The sequence below is a fragment of the Aequorivita nionensis genome, from assembly GCF_046352995.1.
Taxonomy (GTDB): Bacteria; Bacteroidota; Bacteroidia; order Flavobacteriales; family Flavobacteriaceae; genus Aequorivita; species Aequorivita nionensis.
Map to the genome: position 1 here is coordinate 597,631 of NZ_CP130281.1, position 22,978 is coordinate 620,608.

The 22,978-nt window shown below is 35.7% G+C and carries 20 protein-coding genes; 2 read left to right on the forward strand and 18 right to left on the reverse strand.

Annotated features, from left to right (window positions below; translation table 11 throughout):
* Entirely contained in the window at positions 1–576 is a 576-nt protein-coding gene (locus Q2U82_RS02740) for a PhnA domain-containing protein (RefSeq protein WP_410006200.1), read from the reverse strand.
* Positions 577–756: 180 nt separating this feature from the next.
* Between Q2U82_RS02740 and Q2U82_RS02745 the strand changes: the two genes are divergently transcribed.
* Entirely contained in the window at positions 757–1,122 is a 366-nt protein-coding gene (locus tag Q2U82_RS02745; RefSeq protein ID WP_410007119.1) for a BlaI/MecI/CopY family transcriptional regulator, read from the forward strand.
* Between the two features lie 2 nt (positions 1,123–1,124).
* Positions 1,125–2,714, forward strand: a complete 1,590-nt coding sequence (locus Q2U82_RS02750) for a M56 family metallopeptidase (protein ID WP_410006201.1) — start codon at positions 1,125–1,127, stop codon at positions 2,712–2,714.
* 74 nt (positions 2,715–2,788) lie between these two features.
* Here Q2U82_RS02750 and Q2U82_RS02755 read toward each other — a convergent pair whose 3' ends face one another.
* From Q2U82_RS02755 to Q2U82_RS02835, 17 genes are all read right to left on the reverse strand, one after another.
* The gene (locus Q2U82_RS02755; protein WP_410006202.1) at positions 2,789–4,726 is read right to left on the reverse strand and encodes a M1 family metallopeptidase; all 1,938 of its coding nucleotides are present in this window, start codon (positions 4,724–4,726) and stop codon (positions 2,789–2,791) included.
* 117 nt (positions 4,727–4,843) lie between these two features.
* On the reverse strand, positions 4,844–7,228 hold the full coding sequence (locus Q2U82_RS02760; RefSeq protein ID WP_410006203.1) for a GumC family protein: 2,385 nt from the start codon (positions 7,226–7,228) through the stop codon (positions 4,844–4,846).
* 2 nt (positions 7,229–7,230) lie between these two features.
* On the reverse strand, positions 7,231–7,998 hold the full coding sequence (locus tag Q2U82_RS02765; protein WP_410006204.1) for a polysaccharide biosynthesis/export family protein: 768 nt from the start codon (positions 7,996–7,998) through the stop codon (positions 7,231–7,233).
* 131 nt (positions 7,999–8,129) lie between these two features.
* Positions 8,130–8,978: a polysaccharide deacetylase family protein gene (locus tag Q2U82_RS02770; protein WP_410006205.1), complete on the reverse strand. Its 849-nt coding sequence runs from the start codon at positions 8,976–8,978 to the stop codon at positions 8,130–8,132.
* The gene (locus Q2U82_RS02775) at positions 8,978–10,138 is read right to left on the reverse strand and encodes an ATP-grasp domain-containing protein (protein ID WP_410006206.1); all 1,161 of its coding nucleotides are present in this window, start codon (positions 10,136–10,138) and stop codon (positions 8,978–8,980) included. Before Q2U82_RS02775 ends, Q2U82_RS02770 begins: the two co-directional genes overlap by 1 nt.
* 172 nt (positions 10,139–10,310) lie before the next feature.
* A complete protein-coding gene (locus Q2U82_RS02780) occupies positions 10,311–11,522 on the reverse strand; it encodes an ATP-grasp domain-containing protein (RefSeq protein WP_410006207.1) in 1,212 nt (403 codons plus the stop codon).
* A 68-nt stretch (positions 11,523–11,590) separates the two neighbouring features.
* Complete coding sequence (locus Q2U82_RS02785) at positions 11,591–12,328, reverse strand: WecB/TagA/CpsF family glycosyltransferase (protein ID WP_410006208.1); 738 nt, start codon at positions 12,326–12,328, stop codon at positions 11,591–11,593.
* Between the two features lie 5 nt (positions 12,329–12,333).
* A complete protein-coding gene (locus Q2U82_RS02790; protein ID WP_410006209.1) occupies positions 12,334–13,431 on the reverse strand; it encodes a glycosyltransferase family 4 protein in 1,098 nt (365 codons plus the stop codon).
* A complete protein-coding gene (locus Q2U82_RS02795; RefSeq protein ID WP_410006210.1) occupies positions 13,428–14,543 on the reverse strand; it encodes a glycosyltransferase in 1,116 nt (371 codons plus the stop codon). Before Q2U82_RS02795 ends, Q2U82_RS02790 begins: the two co-directional genes overlap by 4 nt.
* A complete protein-coding gene (locus tag Q2U82_RS02800; protein WP_410006211.1) occupies positions 14,543–15,298 on the reverse strand; it encodes a ChbG/HpnK family deacetylase in 756 nt (251 codons plus the stop codon). Before Q2U82_RS02800 ends, Q2U82_RS02795 begins: the two co-directional genes overlap by 1 nt.
* A 7-nt stretch (positions 15,299–15,305) precedes the next feature.
* The gene (locus tag Q2U82_RS02805; RefSeq protein WP_410006212.1) at positions 15,306–16,166 is read right to left on the reverse strand and encodes a glycosyltransferase family 2 protein; all 861 of its coding nucleotides are present in this window, start codon (positions 16,164–16,166) and stop codon (positions 15,306–15,308) included.
* The gene (locus Q2U82_RS02810; RefSeq protein ID WP_410006213.1) at positions 16,126–17,328 is read right to left on the reverse strand and encodes an O-antigen ligase family protein; all 1,203 of its coding nucleotides are present in this window, start codon (positions 17,326–17,328) and stop codon (positions 16,126–16,128) included. The genes Q2U82_RS02805 and Q2U82_RS02810 overlap by 41 nt, the downstream gene beginning before the upstream one ends.
* A 32-nt stretch (positions 17,329–17,360) precedes the next feature.
* On the reverse strand, positions 17,361–18,725 hold the full coding sequence (locus Q2U82_RS02815; protein ID WP_410006214.1) for a lipopolysaccharide biosynthesis protein: 1,365 nt from the start codon (positions 18,723–18,725) through the stop codon (positions 17,361–17,363).
* Positions 18,726–18,765: 40 nt separating this feature from the next.
* Positions 18,766–19,473 (reverse strand): hypothetical protein, encoded by a 708-nt coding sequence (locus Q2U82_RS02820; protein WP_410006215.1) that lies wholly within the window; start codon positions 19,471–19,473, stop codon positions 18,766–18,768.
* Between the two features lie 135 nt (positions 19,474–19,608).
* A complete protein-coding gene (locus tag Q2U82_RS02825; RefSeq protein ID WP_410006216.1) occupies positions 19,609–20,559 on the reverse strand; it encodes a GDP-L-fucose synthase family protein in 951 nt (316 codons plus the stop codon).
* A 1-nt stretch (position 20,560) separates the two neighbouring features.
* Complete coding sequence (gene gmd / locus Q2U82_RS02830; protein WP_410006217.1) at positions 20,561–21,679, reverse strand: GDP-mannose 4,6-dehydratase; 1,119 nt, start codon at positions 21,677–21,679, stop codon at positions 20,561–20,563.
* A gap of 137 nt (positions 21,680–21,816) precedes the next feature.
* Entirely contained in the window at positions 21,817–22,941 is a 1,125-nt protein-coding gene (locus Q2U82_RS02835; protein WP_410006218.1) for an MraY family glycosyltransferase, read from the reverse strand.
* Between the last annotated feature and the right edge of the window lie 37 nt (positions 22,942–22,978).

Below are 22,978 nucleotides of genomic sequence, written 5' to 3' on the forward strand. Positions count from 1 at the left end.
TTATATTTTCTTCACAAAATCAGTAATGATCACAATCTGTTGTCCGTCAACTTTCCCTTCAATATATTTTTCGTTTTCGTGATCTAAGGAAATTCTGCGAACTGCCGTTCCCTGTTTGGCAACCATACTGCTACCTTTTACTTTTAAGTCTTTAATCAAAACTACAGAGTCACCCGCTTCCAAAATAACGCCATTGCTATCGCGATGTACTATTGCTTTACCTGTATTTTCAGCAAGACCGGCTTTTGCCCACGCTGCAGTTTCTTCATCTAGGTACATCATATCCAGCAAATCCTGCGGCCAACCTTCGGATTTTAAACGGTTCAGCATACGCCAAGCCATAACTTGAACAGCGGGGATGGTGCTCCACATACTATCGTTTAAGCAGCGCCAATGATTTGGTTCTACTTTTTCGGGATCTTCAATTTGTGTGTTGCAAGTAGTACAGATTAAAATACTTGTATCAGCAACATCCGTCGGCGAGTTTGGTACTTCATAAACACTTAAATTTTCCTCGGAACCGCAAAGTTCACATTTATTATCGCTGCGTTGCTGCAGTTCTTTTTCTAAACTCATCTTAAAATAATTTGGGTCAAAGATATTCTTTTTGAAATCGAAATCGAAACAGAGCGCTAATATTAAGGTTTAGATTGATCTTTTGGAATTTGGGATTTGCTGTTTGCAAATTTTTTAACCTCTACATTTGTAGAATTAAAATATTTATTCTACGTTTGTAGAGCATAAATATTTTTAATGATGGCTTTATCAAATTCCGAAGAACAATTAATGCAGATTTTGTGGAAGCAGGAACGCGCTTTTATGAAAGATTTAATTGATGCGTATCCTGACCCCAAGCCAGCAACAACAACAGTCGCCACACTTTTAAAGCGGATGCAGGACAAAAAGTTTGTGGATTACAAACAAATTGGGCGCTCACGGGAGTACTTTCCATTGGTAAAAAAGAAGGATTATTTTTCTAAACATGTGAATGGTTTGATCAAAAATTTTTTCAATAACAGCCCATCGCAGTTTGCTTCGTTTTTTACCGAAGAAACCAATCTTTCAAAAAAAGAATTGGAGGAATTGAAAATGTTGATTGATTCAGAAATTAAAAAGAAGTGATTATGGAACTATATCTTTTAAAATCTGCCGCCTGTCTTGTTTTGTTTTTCGCTTTTTATAAGCTGGTTTTGGAGAATACTTCCATACACACTTTTAAGCGTTTTTATTTGTTCGCGAGTTTATTGACTTCCTTCTTCATTCCGCTAATAACTTTTACCAGCTATGTTGAAATTTCACCAATCGCCACTATCTCTAACGGAGCAATTCCGCAATTAAATTACGTTGAAGTTGAAAAAACCCTCAATTATTGGCCATTTGTACTTTGGACGGTTTATGGGTTGGGAGTACTGTTTTTTAGTATAAAATTTTTCAGAAATCTTTTCAGTTTGATTCATCAGATTCAGAAAAATCCAAAATATAAAAACAGTAGTTTTATAAATGTGCTTTTAAGTGAAACCGTCATTCCGCACACTTTTTTCAACTATATATTTCTGAACAAAAAGCAATTCGAGAATCGTGAAATTCCGCAGGAAGTCATATTTCACGAAGAAGCACACGCGCGCCAAAAACACAGTTTGGATATCATTTTTGTTGAGCTTTTACAGATAGTTTTTTGGTTCAATCCGCTATTCCATTTCATTAAAAAAAGCATCAAACTGAACCACGAATTCTTGGCAGACCGCGCTGTTTTAAAAGCTGGCGCAAAAACTTCAGAGTATCAAAAAATATTACTTGCATTCTCATCAAATGCAGCTACGCCTTCACTGGCACATTCACTGAATTATTCATCAATCAAAAAACGATTTACAATTATGAAAACACACACCTCAAAAAGAGCCATTTGGCTTAGAAGTCTTTTAATCTTACCATTGCTTTCCGTATTGATTTATGGGTTTAGTACGAAGGAAATTATTCAAAAAACTAAAGCAACAACTGAATTAAGCCACCAAAAAGCCACCAAAGCCGAAATTGCCGAATACAACAAACTGGCAAAAAAATACAATGCGGTGGATATTGAAAAACGGATTATCAAAAAGAATGATTTGGAACGATTGGAAACTATTTATAAAAAAATGACTGAAGAGCAGAAAGCAAATGCTGATCCATTTCCTGAGTGTATTCCGCCGCCTCCCGCTCCAGATGCTCCAAGAGTGAGAAAAGGGGAGAAAAGTGATATTCCACCAATACCCCCATCACCACCAAAACACATTCAAGAAAATTCAACTCCACAACAGAATAAAAGTTTGCAGGATGTAACTATTTATTACAAAAACAAGGTAATTACTTTAGATGAAGCTGAAGATATACTTAAAAATAATAAAGGATTAACGATGAATGTCTTCAAAAATGAAGGAAAAGGAAAAGTAATTTTATCTGAAAAACCCGTGTCAAGTTTTAAAGACTATATGGAAAAAGAAACAAAAGCACCATCAGCAGAAAACGGAAACTTATATATGGCAGCCGAGTCGCCACCGGCCCCAATTGCCGATCCTGTGGAATATGTAAAGGAATTGGGAAAAAGAGGAGCTACATTTTATATAGGTCCGCATAAATACAGTACAGATGAAGCCATCAAAATGGTAGAAAAAAGCACGAATGAAGTTACTATTGATGTAAGCAAATACCCAATAGTACACCTGGGCGGTTGTTAAGTTAATTGGCAATTATGATTTAAAAAAAATGCTTCCAAAGAGTAAATCTTGGAAGCATTTTTTCTTTATTGGGTTTATTGAAGTTTATTCCAAGTATCGTTTAATGGATTCACGTCCGGTAACATTTTGTTAGGGTCCAAAACCACTCGTTGTACTTGTTTGGTAGTTTTTAAAAGATGTTGCCAGCTATTGCCGCGTTGCCAAATTTCAACGGGAAGTTTAATATTTTCGGTTGTATTGTCCGTATAAATTACTTGCAATTCTACAGGCATTGGAATTTGCCCATCGTTTTCAACCGTAATCAAATAATTTCCCTGAGATGGTTTTACTTCCGAAATCCCCAAATCTATATTTCCATTGCCATAAAACCAGCCTTTCCAAAACCAGGATAGATCTTCGCCCGCAACATTTTCAATATGATTGAAAAAATCATTCGGTTGCGGATGTTTGTATGCCCAAGTGTGAATATAACTTTTAAAGGCATTGTCAAAACGCTCCGGCCCCAAAATGTATTCGCGAAGCAAATAAAGTCCAGCTGCTGGTTTATAATACGCAGTATAGGCAAGATTAAATGGATGGGCAACATCTGGATAGGTATCTATACTTTCCCGCTGGTCAAAGGATAAATAGCGAACCAAACTTTTTGGGTTATCTGTAGTTGTTGGGAACTCACCATTATTAAAAGCTACGGTGCTGTAATGGTTTATAAAGGTATTGAAGCCTTCATCCATCCACGGATAGCGGCGTTCGTTGCTACCAACAATCATTGGGAACCAGTTATGCCCAAATTCATGGTCAGTAACATCCCAAAGATCTGCTCCCTTACTTTGATAATGGCAAAAACTTACCCCCGGATACTCCATTCCCCCTACGCTAGCAGCAACATTAATTGCATTTGTATAAGGATATGCAAAATATGTTTTTGAATAAAACTCTACAGATCCTTTTGTAAATTCCGTTGAGCGTGACCAAGCAGTTTTTCCATCGCTTTCTTTTGGATAAACTGACTGTGCCAATCCTGTTTTTCCATCGCCAAGATTCATTCGGGCTGCATCCCAAATAAATGCTTTTGAAGAAGCCCAAGCCACATCTCGCGTGTTTTCCATTTTGAAATGCCATGTTAAGGCACCACCTGTTTTGGCATGAGCGATTGGTTTTCCAACCTCATCGGGTTTTATGATATAAACGGTTTTATCACTTTTTTCAGCTTGTGCCCAACGGTCTTGTTGATCTTTTGTTAGGACTTCTTTTGGGTTTTGAAGTATGCCAGAACATATTACAGTTTGGTCAGCAGGAGCGGTTATTTTTACATCATAGTTTCCGTATTCGCAATAAAATTCGCCTGCGCCCAAATACGGATCTGTATTCCAACCTACAACATCATCAAAAACTGCAACGCGCGGATACCATTGTGCGATAGCATAAATGGTTCCGTCTTTTACGTCAAGACGCCCCATGCGATCCATTCCTTCAACGGGAACCTTAAATTTGAAATCCATTTTTATATCTACTTCGCCTCCTTTTGCCGCCAAAGGTTTGTCAAGCCAAAGTTGCATTCGGGTATCTGTAATTAAATATTTTGAAGAAGTTCCGGTTTTTGTTTTTGCTGAAACATTATTCAACTCAAAACCGCCTTCCACATCGCCATTGTAGCGATTTCCCTGAACGGGTGTTGTTAACGTTCCACGGGAATTTTCAGTGAAACGATCTTGTTCCAAATAAAGCCAAATAAAATCCAAGGTTTCCGGACTATTGTTTGTGTAATGAATGTTTACATTTCCGGAAACGGTATGGGTTTTATCATCTAAGGTTGCTTCCAGATTGTAGTCTGCAGAATTCTGCCAGTATTCTGGACCAGGCTTTCCTGACGCTGACCGATAAACATTTCCTTGTCTGTAACTAAAATTATCAAAAAGATGTTGATTGTCTGGAATTACTTCCTGTGCGGTAATTGCAAAAGAGAAGGTGAAAAGGAGCAGCGAAAAAAGAAAGCTGCTTTTTGGATATGTCATTTTTTTAACAATTTAAGAAGAGATTGCGAAGGTAATAAACCAGATGTAAAAATCTTGTTAAAACACTTGTGTTTGCTTTACGTTAAGAGAAGTCATTTATTATTTTAGGACACAAAATTAGCTTTCGGGCATATGGGATTGTTTTTTAAAAAAACGTTTGTACCAAGGTCTTGAAATAGCACTTTCACCATAACCATAACCATAACCGTAATTATAACCGTTCAATTTGTCAATCTTCACATCATTTATTACAAATGCCATATTTTTTAATCTATGGTTTTTGTTTAGTCCTTTAATAAATTCGAATAACCGTTTATCGGTATACTCTGCTCTCACAACAAATAGGGTTGAATCTGCATATTCCGATATTAAAAGGGTGTCTGTAACCAATAATGTTGGAGCACAATCCACAATAATGTAATCGAATTCTTTTTTCACGGAATTTATAAATTCCTCAAAAGCCAAACTCGACAAAAGTTCTGGCGCATTTGGTGGAACGGCACCGGAAAAACACACTTTATGGAAATCATTTAAACCAAAACCTTTGTGAATACAGTCTTTCCAATCTATTTTTGGATCGTGTAAATAATTTGAAAGCCCCAAGTTATTTTTATCAATATCAAAATAGGAATGCAACTGTGGGTTTCTTAAATCTGCACCAACCAATAATACTTTCTTTTTTATGCTTGCATAAGCCAAAGATAGGTTTAGTGCGACCAAGGTTTTTCCCTCTTCCTTAACTGAAGAGGTTACGTAAATAACCTTGCCTTCTTTTCCTTTTTTTCCCAATAGATAGTTCACATTGGTACTCAAGATTCTAAAAGATTCTGCAAGGATAGAACGATCGTTTGCTTGGGTAAAACTTTTTATATTCTCAAAATAAGGAATCTCTGCCGCAATTGGAATATCTGCGTGAAGTCTCTCAACATCAGCCCGCTCATGGATTTTGGTATCCAAAGTAAATTTCATATAAAGAACACCAAATGGCACCAAAAGTCCCATAAGCAGTGAAATAGCATAAACTATTTTTTTCTTGGGAGATACTGGTTTGCTGTCACTCAATCCATAATCCACTATTTTAATTGAAGGAGCTGTTACTGCGTAATTAATTGCGGCCTCTTCTCTTTTTTCCAAAAGTAGTAGGTATAAGCTTTCTTTAATACTTTGTTGTCTTTCAATGGAACGCAGTATATTCTGTTTTTCTGGAATTCTGGAAAATTGTGCCCCAGCTCTGCTTTTTTGTCGACTAAGCTGCACCAATGAAACATTTTGCTGCTGTTGATAAACGTTAACCGTATTTACAATATTCTGCTTTAAACGATTCAACTGGCTGGACAATTCCTGTAGTGTGGGGTTGTTCTCACCAGCGCTAGCCGCCAATTTTTGACGCTCCAGTGCTATTTTGTTATAATTCGACACCATAGAATTGATGCCGCTGCTTTCCAAACCAATATCTGCTGGCAACAAGCCAAAATCTCCTTGATCTGAGAGCGACTCTTTCAAAAGTTTTGAAAGTTCAATTTGGGTTTCCAGTTTGTTTACTTCATCTTCGGCAATAGACTTTTTCTGTATGCTCATTCCAGCATCTGCCTCTATATAGGAAAGATTGTTGTTTCTCTGAAAAGATTCCTTTTTGCCTTCAATCGAGCTTAGTTCTCCAGAAAGATCTACAATTCTTTCATCTGTAAAATCAACAGTGCGCTTTGAAACCAATTGCCTATCCAAAATACCATCTTCATTGAAGGTTTCTATTATTTTGTTTAAAATGCGTTCATTCCTTTCAGGGTTTTCACCTTGGAGTGAGAGAGTGAGTATTTCACTTGTTTTGTTTGTAGCCTCCACTTTCATCTCTTCAATCAAGAACATGACTACTTCTTTAACGGGACTTATTACTACTTGATAGGTGGCATCGCTATAATCTTCCAGATTGATGTTTTTCATAAGCGTTACACTTATGGGAAAGTATTTTGTTGGAACACTTGGCTGATTGGCTTCCACCGTAAGTTTATGATCCTGTTTATCTACCAGTGTAGCGCCAGATGCATCAATAGTTACGGTATAGGAAAGAGGTTTTATTAAACTATCTTTCGGAAACTCCTTAGTGACAAAAAATGGCGCATCCCAAATTTCTGTGGTCTTGAGTTTTCCCACTATTGCATAGGTAACATCCAAGTCAAGTTCGTTGACAACATGGCTTAAAATTCGGTAAGATTCCAGAACCTCTATTTCATTATCCATGTTAATCTTGGAGTTTCCGTTCAAGATAGACATAGGGTCCATGGAAATATTCAGTTGTTTGGAATCGTCCAATATCTTTATTTTGGCAACAGACTCAAAAACAACGGGCGCATAGCGAAGGTAAAAATATCCTATTACCAGGCTAATAAAAATAGCAATTAGGAACCAAGGCCAATACCGCACATACTTGGACAATGCTTTCTTAATATCAAATTGTTCTTCGTCTTCTTGAATATCCAGTGAATATGGAGGTGATCCTTTCATTTTTATTTTACTATTAATACAACTGCAGTAAGTGCAATGGACACAATGGTCAATACAATACCTGCATCACCAATAATCCCTGCACTTTTCACTTTTGCTTCGTTTGGGTTTACCACAATAAAATCATTGGGCTTTATATAATAATGGGGAGAATTGAACCATTCTGCACTCGTTAAATCAATGTGCACCACTTTACGAACACCGTTTTCCTCAGTTATTAAAAGAAGGTCGTCTCTTTTTCCATTTATGGTTAAATCTCCTGCATATCCTAACGCTTGGGGAAGTGTAATATTCTGTTCAGTAAATGTATAGGTCCCTGGGTTTTTTACTTCTCCCAAGATGGTAACTTTGGCATTCAATAACCGAACGCTCACCGTGGGTTCTTTAAGGTGCCCTCCATCTTCTAAAAGCTTTTCTATTTCCTTTTCCACTTGAGCAGTTGAATTTCCACTAACGGAAATCTTACCCAAAACTGGGAATACAATAGTTCCTTCCTTTGAAACCAAATAGCCTTGCAATTTTATAATATCCAAACTAGGGCTTGACGTTGAATTTCCAGTCTGTACATTATAAGGTATTGCTGTTTCTGGCACCAACGCACTTACGGTAATACTCAAAATATCATTGGGCTGTATTTTTGAAGATTCGTATTCTATGTTTTGATAATCATAGAGATCTGCGTCCTGTAGGTATAAAATCTCTTTTTTGCTAACGCACGATTGTAATACCAATGTGGAAATTATCAGTATTATTTGGATTTTATTTTTCATTTTATTTTTTGAAATTTACAAAGGTTAGTTTGCTGTTTACTATATTAGTAATGCAACGAATTTACTCAATATATTTGAAATAGAAATTAGGATTGCGCGCTCAATATTATATTTAATTAACTCAATTTTTCCTATAATTCTATTTTCTTTACTGCGTTCCAATCTATTTCTTTTTCAGCGGTTTCAATATCCATAAATTCAAAATCTGTAAGCCATTTTTCAAGTTTCTGTTTTGAATATTTTAAGCCTACATAGCTTTTTAGTTTTCTAGGAATAGACAATTCTTTTATAACTGGTTGCCCAGGATCTAAATCTCGGGGATGTATGTAGCTCATTACATAGGGATGCTTGGCGGTCCATTTTTTTAGTAATGCATAAGGCGTTAAACGAAAATAGCCACCTCCCGAATAAATAAATGTTTTTCCTAATACCTTATGAGTGTTGATAGGAAATTCCCGTAATTGAACACCGTTGTAACACAAGACGGATGGTTCTGCAATGCCATAACTGGGCATGCCGCCATGCGCCCTTCCCGTGGGAAATACCGAAGAATCTGTTTCAATCCCCAGTTCATAAAGAACTTCAAAGGCCCATTTATTCTTTTCGGTTATTGAAAAACCGGGGGCACGGAAGATGCGTACTTTTTTTCCAGATATATCTTCCAAGGTTTTTATGGAACGACCCACATCTTCTTTAAATTCTTCTCTTTTCTGTTCAAAAACCAATTGATGTAAATGTGTATGACTGCCTATTTCGTAACCTCTGTCCACAATTTCCTTAACCATATCTGGATACTGTTGCGCCATCCAGCCAACAACAAAAAAGGAAGCCTTGACACTAGTTTTATCTAATATTTCAAAAATAGTTTCCATATTTCTATGGATCCTCGATTCATAATTAGACCATTCCTTTTCCGTTTTTGTGGAAGCATTGTCCAAAATATGAAACCATTCTTCTATATCAAATGTTAAAATATTCATCAGTTCATTCCTTTTTTTGATGCCCTAAACTTTGGGTTTAATTGTTTGAGAATACTTGAGCAAGCGCCCGCAAAAAATGGCAAAGGATCTAACAATTCGCCATCCTGCAAAAAATGTTTGCTTGAAAACATCATTTTTTTCCATTCTTTAAAACTTTCCCACTTATTTTTTTGTGAAACCAGCCAAAGCAAATCCATACTAAAATAGCGCAAATATTTATCTGGCTGATAAGTGTATTCTTTTATGGGCTTATTCAATGATAAATCAACAATTGCATTTGGGAAATCTACCCCAGAAATTACTGATGCTTTAATACACGCTGGCACTCGCGGGTTTATTTCCATTATTTTTATAGTTCCATCCCGTGGGTCTTCAATTAAATCGAAATCTGCAAAGCCTTCCCAACCTATTATCTGTAAAACTTCTGTACAGATTTTTATCAATTCGTCATTTACTATGGTATGATTAAAGCAACTGCTACCGCCATGAATTGGGTAATAACGGTGCTTTGCTATCACAGAACTATTTAAAATTTTCTTCTCTTTTATTAATAACTGAACCTTGTACTGCATGCCACCAGGCGGAATAAATTCCTGGAGGTGGCAGTCGCCAAATTCCCTGTATATACTTTCGTAATGTTCCCATAGTTCATCAAAACTATTTACTTTTTTGAACCCCCTTGCCCCTGTTGTTTCATTGGGTTTTATTAAGGCCGGAAATTTAAATTCAGTATCAAAACCAGCCACTAGCGTAGAGACATCTAAGCTTCTTGGATGCGGCAAATTATTTGCCTCACAAACCTTCATCAGTTTGTTTTTATCATATCCGGTCATAAATACATCTAAATCAGGAATTGAAAAACGTACTTTTTCTTTCAATTCCTCTTTGTACTCACTAAGATATTTTGCCGAATAATCGTTCATAGGAACCACCACATCCAAACCATCAGTCTTTAAGTAATTCTGAAAAAAAATATGGAATTTTTTTGTCTCACTTTTAATGGAAGGGCATATTATTCTTTTGTGAGCGTATCTTGTGCAATAACCATAAGACAGCTTGGTGTCACAAAAGAGGACTATATAATATCCTGCTTTATTTAGTTGCTTAGCAAAGGTTAGCGCCTGCATACTCTCACCATTCAATATGCCAACTTTCATCATAATATTTTTAGTTATTTTTAAAATTTACGAACCTTCCAACCACAAATCCACATAAAAGTTTAGACATTAAAAAATCGGGGGGAAATAACGATGCCGTAAAGAACCTTTAATTGATAAAGTTACTATAAGTAGGTTTTAAATTAGTCATTTTTGCGCCAAAACTAATCTTGAATTATACCAGTAAAAGCAACATATCCATTTCAATAACAAAAAGCAAAGCCTTGTTCAAGCCTCGTTTCTTTGATCTGAATTTTGGATCCAATTGCTTGACAATTCCAGAAAAAGCCCCAACTATAAAAGGAACAGGATCCATAATTTCGCCATCCTGAAAAAAATGTTTTCTCGAAAAAAAATTATTCAGCCATGACTTGAGCAATTTCAACTTGTTTTGGCTAGAGAACAGCCACAGTAAGTCCAAGCTAAAGTATCTTAAATAATTTCCCGGTTTATAAGCATAGGTAGTTATAGGCTGATTTAATGAAAGCTCGACAATGGCTTTTGGAAAGTCAACTCCAGCAATTACAGAAGCTTTAATACAAGCCGGCACTCTTGGGTTAATTTCCATGATTTTAATACTCCCATCGCGTGGGTCTTCAATTAGGTCAAAATCTGCAAAGCCTTCCCATTTAATCAATCTCAATGTTTTAGTGCAAATTTCAATAATATGGTCATTTTCTACCGTTTGATTAAAACAACTACTGCCCCCTTCTTTTGGGTAATATCTAATTTGTTCGTTTATGGTGCTCATTAGCACCTCGTTCTCCTTAATCAGAATTTGAGCTTCAAATTGACGGCCGCCTTTGGGTATAAATTCCTGCGCATGACAATCCCCGAATTCCTTATAAATCGTTTCATAGCTTTTCCATAATTCCTTAAAACTTTTTACTTTTTTAAATCCTCTGGCACCAGCAGCTTGATTAGGCTTAATCAATGCAGGAAACTTAAAACCCATAACCTCACTCCCCTTTTCCAGGCTGGAAAGATCGATAGTCATAGGATGAGGAATATTGTTGTTTAAACAGACTTTCATAAGTTGGTTTTTATCGTACCCATTCATAAAAATCTCGTAATCTGGGATTGAAAAAGCAACCTTATCTAGCAAGACTGCTTTATTTTTACTGAGGTATTTTGCAGAATAATCCGTCATTGGCACCACAACATCTAGCCCATTGCTCTCAATATATTTCAAAAAGAAGTTGTTAAACTCCTCAATTTGCGTTTCTGGCGAAGGGCATATTAGCCGTTCATGTGCATATTTGGTATAATAACCGTAAGAAAGCCTGGAATCGCAAAATAAAATTACCCGAAATCCAGCCTTGCTTAATTGTTTTGCCACGATCAATGCCTGAACCGTTTGGCCATCAAGAATTCCAACTTTTATCATAATGACTATTTTCTTTTTGTATCCAGTAAATACCTAAGCAAGACATTTAAGCAGTTCACAAAACATTTCTATTTAAATTTTGAAGTTATCATCCGTTTAAAAATAAAACCAAATGGTTTCGCAAAACGAACTAACTTCATAGGTTGCTGCACATCTCTGTATATCCATTCAAGCCCATTCTTTTGCATCCACACTGGGGCTCTGCTTACGGTGCCGGCAAAATATTCAAATGCCAAACCAACTCCTATTGAAATAGTATTTTCAAGATGCGGTTGTAAAAGCGCCATGATCCGTTCTTGTTTTGGAGCTCCGAGCCCACACCAGAAAAACGTGGGTGCAAGTGCGTTGACTTCCTTTGCCAAACCTTCAACATCAAATGCCTCCAAAGGTTGAAATGGCGGTGAAACCAAAGCTTTTATATCCAAACCTGGATAAGTGGCCAGTAAATTTTTCTCAAGTGAATCTAATGCAGATTGCGAACTCCCATAGAAATAATGTGAATATCCTTTTTCCTTTGAAATGCTGAAAATGGCATCCATTAAATCCTTGCCCGAGGTTTTTCCTACCTCATCCAATCCTTGGTTATGGGCAATCCAAACCAAAGGCATTCCATCGGGCACGGTTAGTAACGAACCATTTTGAATCGCGCAATATGCTTCTTCATGGTTTGAAATATAAACTGTCCGTGAATTGGTTACACAAACATATCCATACTTTTTATCGGCAACTGCTTTCTGTAAAAAATTAAAAGCAGTAGTCAAATTCACTTTTGATATCCCTATTTTGCCAATGTAATAACGCTGCATCTACTCTATTTTATTAATTTATTTAATATTACTATAAGGCAATTTTCAAAAGCTTTCAAAGTAAATTTCTCCTCATATCTTTTTTTTCCACGCTGCCCAAATTCTAACCGCAATGCGGCATCAATTATAAGCTTTTCCAGTTTTTCGGCGAGGGCTTCTGCATTTCCTTTCTCCACAAGAAATCCTGTTTTTCCATCTTCAATTACGTCCGGAATACCCCCTTCCAAAGTAGAAACTATGGGCAATGAAAATTGCATAGCTTCAAGATTTACCAGCCCGAAAGTTTCATTTAAAGTGGGAAATGCAAAAATATCTGCCTCTGAAAAGGCCTGTTCTTTTTCCGCACCGTACTTTTTCCCAGCATAATGTACCGTTTCAGATAAGCCGAGTTCATTTACTTTTTTCTGAAACATTTCAGAAGTAATATCACTTTCGCCACCAATAAAAGTACAATAAAAAAGCAGTCGTTTTTCTTGTAAGATTTTACAGGCTTCCAAAAGCACAAAAACCCCTTTGGCTTTCATTAAATTTGATAAAAACAGAACCTGAACCTCCTGTGAATTTTCTTTTTTTCTTGTTGAAATTTGGCCTGAAAGAGGCTGTACCCCGTTCGGGCAATAATGAACCCGATTTTCGGGCACATATTTTTGTATTTCGGGATATAAATATTTAGACAACAAAATAACGTCGGTATTCTTGAAAAGCATCTTGCACATTGCAACATCCAACCATTTATCCTGCCGTTCAGCCATACTCCGGTTATGAAGATGGTAAACTATTTTTTTGCCGAAAATTTTTGCCAACAAAACAATAAATGAATCTTTATAAAAGGCTTGTCCCTTTGCCGTGAATGCTATATAAACCAAATCTGGCTTAAAAAACATCAATTGCTTTAGGGTTTGAAAAACGATTTTTAAATACAGGCCTATTTTCTGAAAAGAGTTTTTACCAATTTCATCCATAGATCTGGAAGTGCCCAAATTGATATATTTCGAATCGATAGCTTCATTAATAATTGAACTATCCTTTATGTATTTACCAACCATAGAGGAGCCATGAACTGGCGGCGGAAGATGAAGAATAAACAATATCTTTTTCTTCATAGCTGCTTGATTAGTGAACCTATTTTATCATCAAAGGAGAAAGGCATTTTATTTTCCCGAAGTTTTGTGATTTCAGAATCCAAAGGTTCTGAATTGTAAATTGCGGCTTGAAGCTTTTCAGTAAAATCCATTTCATTTTTTGGGTCAAAAAGCTGTCCGTTTTTGCCATCGATTAAGCTGGAAGCCCCAGCCGCATCGGAACACAAGGTGTAACATCCGCCAAGTAAGGCCTCGTTTACCACAGCGCCATAACGTTCATAGGTGCTGGGAAAGACAAATACTTGGGAAAAAGTGTACCAATTGTTAAGTTCCCTGCCTTCCTTTCGTCCTGTGAAAATAACTTTCTCCGAAATATTTAATTTTTCCGAAAGTGTTTCCAATTCTTTCCGCAGATCTCCGTCACCAACAAGCACCAATTTACAATCCTTATTTTCGACTTTTGAAAAACATTCCAATAGAAACGGAAGGTTTTTAACCTCCACCAATCTTCCCACGAAAAGGATGATTTTTTTTCCTTTTAGATTATATTTTACAATGTTTGCATTGGCTTCATTTAAACTGTCCAAATATCGGGCGCGAAGCACCTCATCTTTATGGATTATGGGCAATTCCAGAGTATTTACTTTTTTTGAAACATTTTCCTTGTGCCAATTGCAAACTGTTTCACTTGTAAAAAGAACGCCATTGCTATTTTTGGAAATAATGTTTCGCAGTAATTTCCGAACGCCTTTTCGTTCTATGGAATTGGCAATGCTATCATCACTTATGGTGTAAAATCTGATGTTCTTTCGGAACAGTTTTACGTAACCAAAAACCAAACACGTAAGCGGACTGTATTCACTGCACAAAACAATATCTGGCTTGTGCTTTTTTATAGCTGAAATGGCCCCTGTTCGGAATGACTTTCCTTTAAACTCAAAACCCTTGTGAAGATAGTTTGACGAAAATTCACTTTTACTTTTCAAATCGTCCTGATCAAATTTTTGATCGCTTACATTCGCCAAATTAAAATAGAAATGGGCATTGAAAGCTCGATGCAGTGCATTAAAAAAGTCAACCCTATAGGGCGCCAGGGCGGGATGAAATATTAAAATGGTCTGCTTTGTTTTCATTATTGCACCAAATTTCCGTAATTGGTTAAATGGTTTTGGGCTTTTTGAACAATTTCTGGATTCGTTAAAAAATCAATTTCTCCATTTTCCTTTAAAGGATGCACCACTAATTCGATTGTTCTTTTATTTGAATTTAAAATAGTCTGAAATTTTGAAAACATTTGTTCAGAATCACACCCAATAAGACTAGTGTAACCGTCAACTGTATTATATCTGCTGGATAAATAGAATTGATGGTATAGTCTGTAAATATTTTTTGGAAATGGATTTCTTGACGAATAAAGGATTTTCTGTGGACGGATGTAAGGGATTTTATATTTTTTCGCCACCTCAATCACCGCTTTCAAAATTGGAAAATACAGGTGAAAATGGTGGTGATGGTCCAAATGTGTTATGGTTATTCCTTCATTTTTAACCTTCTCAATTTGAAGCGAATATTCTGAAACCAACTCTTCAACATTGAAATCGCCTTTTCTTATTTTTTTTACTGCCACTATATCCTCATAAAATTCACCAGTTTGTGGGTCGAGCAAAGTAGCATACTTCTTGCCAATATTGTTTGGCCCGTCAATAGCCAAATGCACCCCGATACCTAGCTTCGGGTTTTCCTTCGCCAATTGTATGGCATCATCAAAATTTTTTCCGCCAGAAAGAATCGTCGCGCTGGTAACAATACCATTTTGGTGGCATTTTTCAATATTTGCGTTTACTTCTTCCGAAAAACCAAAATCGTCTGCATTGACTATAAGTTTCATAAAAAAGTTATTTGTTTTTTAAATCCCATAAGCCCGGGAATAGGGTTTTTGCCCACAATTTCACAAACATTTTTGGAACCTGTTTTGGGAAATGGTTTCTTCCGTAATACAGATATTCTTTGTACGCCAAACCTGTTGGGCTTTTTAGGTATGCAATTCGGTTTTTGAGTTTTCTTGAACTACTCCAATTATTTCCATGGTCATCTTTACAATAACCGCAGTAACCTGGTGTGATGTAAACAGGAAAACCAGCTTTAAAAGCTCGCAGTGAAAAATCGTAATCTGCAAAAGCATGACTGAAGTTTTCATCAAAAAAACCAATTGTATCTATCACTTCTTTTTCCACATATAGCACGTTTGCATTGGTAAGGTGACAAGGCTGTGGTGTTTCAGAAGGCTGTACTAATTTATAAGACGGGGAATTAATTCCTTTGGTTAGCACATTGCCGCCATAAGAAATCTTACCAGATCTTCTTTCCTTGGTTGAGCCAGAATATAATCCTCCTTTATTATATTTTTTGAAGCAATATTCTTGGGTTTTAATGATTTTTAAAAGAAAGTCCTTCGTTAATTCCACATCGTCATTTAGAAGTAGATATCCATCATAATCCTTATTTTTTTTTGCTTCATTAAAAGCTAGCCGCATTCCGCCCGCCCAAAACAAGTTGCCGTTCCCCAAAACGATATTAATTTCTGGATAAATATTGGTTACGGCTTTGCCCGTGCCATCTGTACAACCGTCATCTACCAGGAAAAAATCCATTTCCAGGTTTTCGGGCACATCAGCTTTAAACAGTGTTTGAAGGCACTGCAAGGTTTTTTGTTTCCTATTGTGGCAGGTTAACAGTACGGCGATTGTTCTCATCATAAATAAATACAAAGGGTAAACATAGAAATAGGGGATAATTCAACAAGGGTTCACCCTGAAGCAAGAAAATTATAGAAACAACAAATATAACAGGGTGGTTTTTATTGTAGCGAACAATATAAAAAAGATAAAACAAAAAGCTCAAGATTCCCATAGAGGCAAGAAAATCACTAAAGCCATTACCATGACCAAGTATTTCTTTTTGCAATGATGGATGATCGGCAAACCGTGTTGAAACATGATATCCATTGCCTATTAAGGGGTGTTTTCCAATATAGTGAAGGTCAAAAAGAAGCGCACTCATTCTGTCTGGGGCAAATTCGCCTTCATCTCTTTGTGAGGCTGCAGCTACCTGATGGTCCATTTTTTCTTTCATGAATTCTGTATTTTCATAGGTAATGTAAGCGATGAGCCCGAAGGTTATTAAAATGGGCAATACAAAAGCCCCATATTTTTTTTTATATTCAATATAAATAGTTGCTATCCCAATTATAAATAGTACGATATAACCTGTAGTGCTATACGTTGTTATTAAGGCTAAAAGGAGAATGATAACTTTCCATTTGTGCAGCTTTAGCAAGGTTCTTATATTACCTAGGTAAAAAAGAAAAGTTAGGCAAATATAGCAGGCAAAGGCCCCCGGCTCCCAAAACATACCTGAATTTCTTCCTCCAACGCCGTGCTGGTGGAAAAAAATTATATTCCTTCCGGAATTATCGGAATATATATCTATTGGTGGTGTATAATATATGTATGGAATGTTTTTCCCTAAGAAATTCCACATAAACCCAAAAAGGCTTATAAGACTAACAAAGAACATGATCTGAAAAAAAGCATACTTGAAATTGTGCCCCACATGTCTAATTATAATATAACCCAAGGTTATTCTTGCCATAAAAGCAATGGTACTTGGGAAAGAGACATAGCCCAAAATTAATTTTTGAAAGAGAAATATAAGCGCATAAAAAACAAAAAATCTATAATAAATAATCCCTTTGTTGAGATTAAAATAGGTGTGATGTTTCGCTACAAGTAAGAGAACAAAAGCAATAAAAATATATTTAGAAGTATCTCCCGAAATACTGAAAAGAGGATTTCCACTCATTGCAGCAAACAAGAAAGTATATAAATAGACAGTTATTTTCTTCTTTGGTAAATTCATTCTATTCTTTCATAATCCCATTGTTTTATATCCTACTTATCCCAAATTCCCGTTGCAGTGTTGTTAATCAGTTTTAAGTATTGCATTGGAAAGATTATAAGATTAGGCAAGATGCAAATAATTGTAGCTATTATCACCCCTTCTACCCCCAAAGTAGTGTATTTAACCAAAAATATTGAAAGCGGAATGTTTATCAAGGCTCCAATAGCAAAGGAATACATGTGCAATTTTATTTTCCCTATGCCATTAATAAAATAATTGAAAGGTGCATACAGCACGGTTATCGCAAAGTAAGTGGCCATACAGACGGTTAAAACAACAGGAACTTCAACTAGATCGCCTATCCATATCTTGTAAATATAAGGCGCTATTAAAACCATAATTACTATTAAAATTACTGCTATGATTGCAAATTTTATAAGATTTTTCATTGCATTTTTAATCCAATCAAACTCTTCTTTCACGTAAGCCACCGTTATACTGGACCAATAAGGAACCAAAACCATGGTAAAGACCATTGATGAAATACCCATGTACTTATATGCAATATTATAAGGCACCACTTCTGCTGGACTGAAGAGTTGTGTTATAATAAAGTTATCTGTGGAAAACATTACAATAACCGAAATCTGGATGACGAAAAAGGAAAGTCCTAACCCAAATATGCTTTTAAAATATTCTCTTTTTACATTGCGCCATTTCGGTTTAAATTGTTTGAATTTGGTTGAGAAAGCATACAAATTCAGAATAAATAATATTAAAACCGGAAACAATGAAAATATTGCTCCAAACATAAAAAGAGAACTTTTAGAAGTTTTGGTGAGCAGCCAAATTAGAACCAAAGAACCAACGGCAATAATAAAACTTATTTTTCCCTGCATAGAATGGTGCTGATCTGCAGTATAAATAGAAGTAATTAATGTGAAAATAAGCCTTAGACCAAAACAAGCAAAAACAATTGGCATCAACAATTCCAATTGTCCATAAAGCGCATTTGATGTATTGAAAATTTTAGTCCAATCCACATTAAAACTTATCAAAAGGGAAAGAAACACAAAAATTACACATATTGCGCCAATGGTAAAATAGGCAGTACTCACATAGCCTTTTGCAGATTCTAAATCATTATTGGCTCTGGCTTCGGCAAATTTGTTACGCAAACCATGGCCAAGGCCTATATCAAAAAAGGTGAACCAAGCAATAAAGGAACTTAAAGTTAACCAAACTCCATAATTTTCATTGTCCAAAAATTTTATGGTCAATGGCACCAATATAAAATTTGCAATTATACTTCCACTCTTATAAAGAAAAGACCAAAAAACGTGTTTTGAAATATTCTTAGACCGAGCACTCTGAATTCCAAGATTGGTCTGTATTTTATTTATTAATTCTCTCAATTACAATGCATAAATTAAATAGTGATTCAAAAACAATTAATTAATTGGCAGCATTATTCACATCGGTATTTTTTGTAATAAGTTGAAAAGAAGTATAAAGAAAATAGTAGCACCAGAATACAATACCAATCCATTTAGCCCCATCCTCAATTAAATATAGCCAATCACCAAGTTGACTTCCAAAAACCTTGTAAACAATTGTATCTGTAAAAACAGAAACAAACAGAAATAATAAAGCTATCAAAAAAGGAATAATATTTGTTTGAAGCAGTATTTTTCTAAAATAGACCAGATATGTAATAACAGCTGTACCCAGCAATACATAAATTACTTTTTGATTCAATCCAATTTCTGCGCTTAAATCTTCATGAAATTGAAATAGATCATCAAACATTAAAAATGCTGATAAAAAAGAGGAATATAAAAAGAATGAGTATAACTTTTTTGATCCAATAGATCGGAATATCATAGCCGTTAATACACAACAAGATGTGGCAGCACACCATAAAACAACACCCAGATTCGAAAGTACTCCAGATAATGGATTAATTCCTGCAATGGCAGTTGGATCACTTGTCAACTTAGTGAATGGAACATGATAAACCTGGCTAATTGTTGCAATACCAACAAGAACTATAACTGCCAAAAAGAAAATGAACAATAAACTTTTTATAGATGTTTTTTTCAATGATTGAATCTCATTAGAGATAAAGTTTGATAGCGATAAGCTATTTGTTTTTGTCTTCATCCTGCATTTAGTGTTTCGTTAATTAAAAAGTTTGTTTTTCTTTATTATAACTGACTCTTTTATTTGTTTATACACTAGACAAATGTCACGATCCAAGTTGTTCATCTTTCTTGGGTTTGGCTATGCGAATTTTATTTACAATTTGACTTCTTTCAAATCTTCCTGATTATCTAAAAACCATTGGTACGTATTTTCAATTCCTTTGTCCAATACAATTTCTGAATTCCAGCCCACAGCATTCATTTTAGAACTATCCATTAATTTACGTGGTGTGCCATCTGGTTTTGAACTATCCCAAATTATTTCACCTTTATGGCCAACTGTTTTTTGTATAATTTCCGCTAATTGCTTTATGGTTACATCACTTCCTGTACCTACATTGTATAGATTTTCAGGCAATGTGTTCTTTACTGAAAAAACAACCGCCTTCGCTAGATCATCTACATGTAAAAACTCGCGCATTGGCGTACCACTACCCCATAATTTCACATCTGCATGATTATTATTTTTTGCTTCATGGAACTTACGAATCATTGCAGGTAGCACGTGGGAAGTTTCTAAATCGAAATTATCAAAAGGGCCATAAAGATTGGTGGGCATTAAACTCACATAGTCCTTACCGAATTGCTTCCGAATTGCTTCACAGGCTTTTACACCCGCAATTTTAGCAATTGCATACCACTCATTGGTTGGCTCCAAGGGTCCCGTTAATAAATATTCTTCCTTTAAAGGCTGGGGAGCTAGTTTGGGATATATACACGAACTGCCCAGAAATATAAATTTTTGCACATTATTATGTTGTGCTGCATCTATAAGATTATTTTGAATCTGAAGGTTCTCCATTAAAAACGGATATGGAAAATTGTTGTTAGCCAATATGCCACCAACCCTGGCAGCCGCATCAATAACCACTTGAGGTTCTTCTTTTTGAAAGAAATAATTTACAGATTTCTGGTCTTTTAAATCGAGTTCTTTACTGGTTTTACCAATAAGATTTGTAAAACCTTCCGCCAAAAGTGCACGCCATACAGCTGCGCCAACCATACCACGATGTCCAGCTACATAAATTTTTGAATCTTTCTGCATGTTATTCGTAATAGTTAAGAGTGGTAAAGCCTCCTTTTTTAAGGTATTGATCTTTTTTCATCAACTTTAAATCGCTTTCCATCATTTCTTTTATTAGCATAGGAAGATCATAAGTGGCTTCCCACCCTAATTTTGTTTTAGCCTTTGTGGGATCGCCAATTAGCAAATCCACTTCTGTAGGTCTAAAATATTTGGGATCCACTTGAAGCACTTGTTTTCCTATTGGCAATTGATACTCTGGGTTTCTACACTCTTTGACGAAGGCTTTTTCGGTTTCTCCTTTTCCTTTAAATTCCAGTTCAATATCAATTTCTGCAAAAGCCATACGTACAAAATCACGTACCGCTGTAGTTTTGCCAGTTGCAATTACCCAATCTTCCGGTTCATCTGTTTGAAGTATCATCCACATCATTTTCACATAATCCTTGGCATGGCCCCAATCTCGCTGTGCGTCAAGATTTCCTAAATAAAGTATATCCTGTAATCCCAAAGCAATTCTGGAGACGGCTCTGGTAATTTTTCGGGTTACGAACGTTTCACCACGAATTGGAGACTCGTGATTGAACAATATTCCGTTGCAAGCAAACATTCCATAAGCTTCGCGATAGTTGACCGTAATCCAATATGCATACATTTTTGCGACGGCATATGGACTACGTGGGTAAAAGGGAGTGGTTTCAGACTGCGGCACCTCCTGTACTTTTCCATATAATTCAGAAGTGGAGGCCTGATAAATTCGTGTTTTCTTTTCCATTCCAAGCAATCTCACAGCGTCCAAAATCCGTAAAGTACCAATACCATCTGCATTTGCAGTATATTCAGGCACTTCAAAAGAAACCTGCACGTGACTCATTGCAGCTAAGTTGTATATTTCGTCTGGTTGGATTGATTGAATTAGGCGTATAAGGTTTGTACTGTCCGTCATATCGCCATAATGCAAAATAAAATTACGGTGCTGTATGTGTGGATCTTGGTATAAATGATCCACCCTATCTGTATTCAATAGCGATGATCGTCGTTTTAAACCATGCACAACATATCCTTTTTTTAATAGAAGTTCACTTAAATAAGCCCCATCCTGTCCTGTTACTCCAGTAATAAATGCTACTTTATCTTTCAAAATATTTTATTTAATTAATTCATAAATGTAGAGACTAAATTTAACTTATAAAAATAGCCCAATGTAATCTTACAATTAAATTTTGTGATTGAATAGTATGGCCCATAGGGAAGTCTGGCCTATAGTCTTTTTGAATTTTATGCCCTGCTTAGCTTGGGTACGTGAAGTTTTATTCTGCCTTGTTCCCGCGCCAGCATACATGGTAGCAGACCCAATATGGGTACTATTGTAGAAATTATTATAAATTGAATGTTAATATTAAAATCTCTAATTAAGAATGCCAATACTATAACAAGTACATTTGCCAGCCCTACTACTAGAGTACCCTGCTTGTGTGAGAGTCCCAAATCCATTAAACGGTGATGGATATGATTTCTGTCTGCACTAAAAGGATTGCGTTTTTGTCTAACTCTAATTATAAAAACACGAAGGGTATCCAAAATTGGAAATGATAAAATTGCCAATATTAATACAGGTTTGTTTGGTATAGCAAACCAAAGTGATTCGGTTGTATTCATTCCCAAAAAGCTAATACTTTGATAGGTCAATAAAAAGCCTATGAATAAAGAGCCAGAATCTCCCATAAATAATTTGTTCTCTTCAGAAAAATTAAATCTCAAAAATGCCAATAAAGCGCCAACCAAAATAAAAGACACCAACATTAAGAGGATATTTCCTTGAAACATAAAGAAAAAACCAAATACAGAACTTGCTATAATTGCGATAGTACCAGCCAAACCGTCTATTCCATCTATAAGATTGAATGCATTAATTATAAAAACAAAAACGAGTAATGAAATCAAAATTGAGATTATATAGGGTAGTTCCCAAATTCCAAAAAGCCCATCCAAATTATTTATCCTCACATCCGTAACTAGGATAACAAGAGCTGCGGCCATTGCCTGACCTAGAAATTTTTTCTTTGGTGATATTCCTATTAAGTCATCTTTTACACCTAAAAAAAACATTATGGTGATAGCAGCCAATAAAAGCAAAAGTTGCCCAATTTGAAAATGTTCAAAACTTTTTAAACCTCCCAATATCATTATTGATAGTGAAAATGCAATAAAAATCCCCACACCTCCTAGGTTTGGAGTTTTTTTGGTATGCATGCTACGAGTTTCCGGAACGGCCATAAGATCCTTTTCATTTGCAAGGCAAATAATTGCAGGGAACATTTTTAAAGCCAATATGAAAGAAATTATTAAAGCGAAAATCCCCAAATAATATACATCCGAAAAAAAATAAGATAAGTAATCCATAACATTAAATCTTTAAAACATCATGAATTAGAAGAAA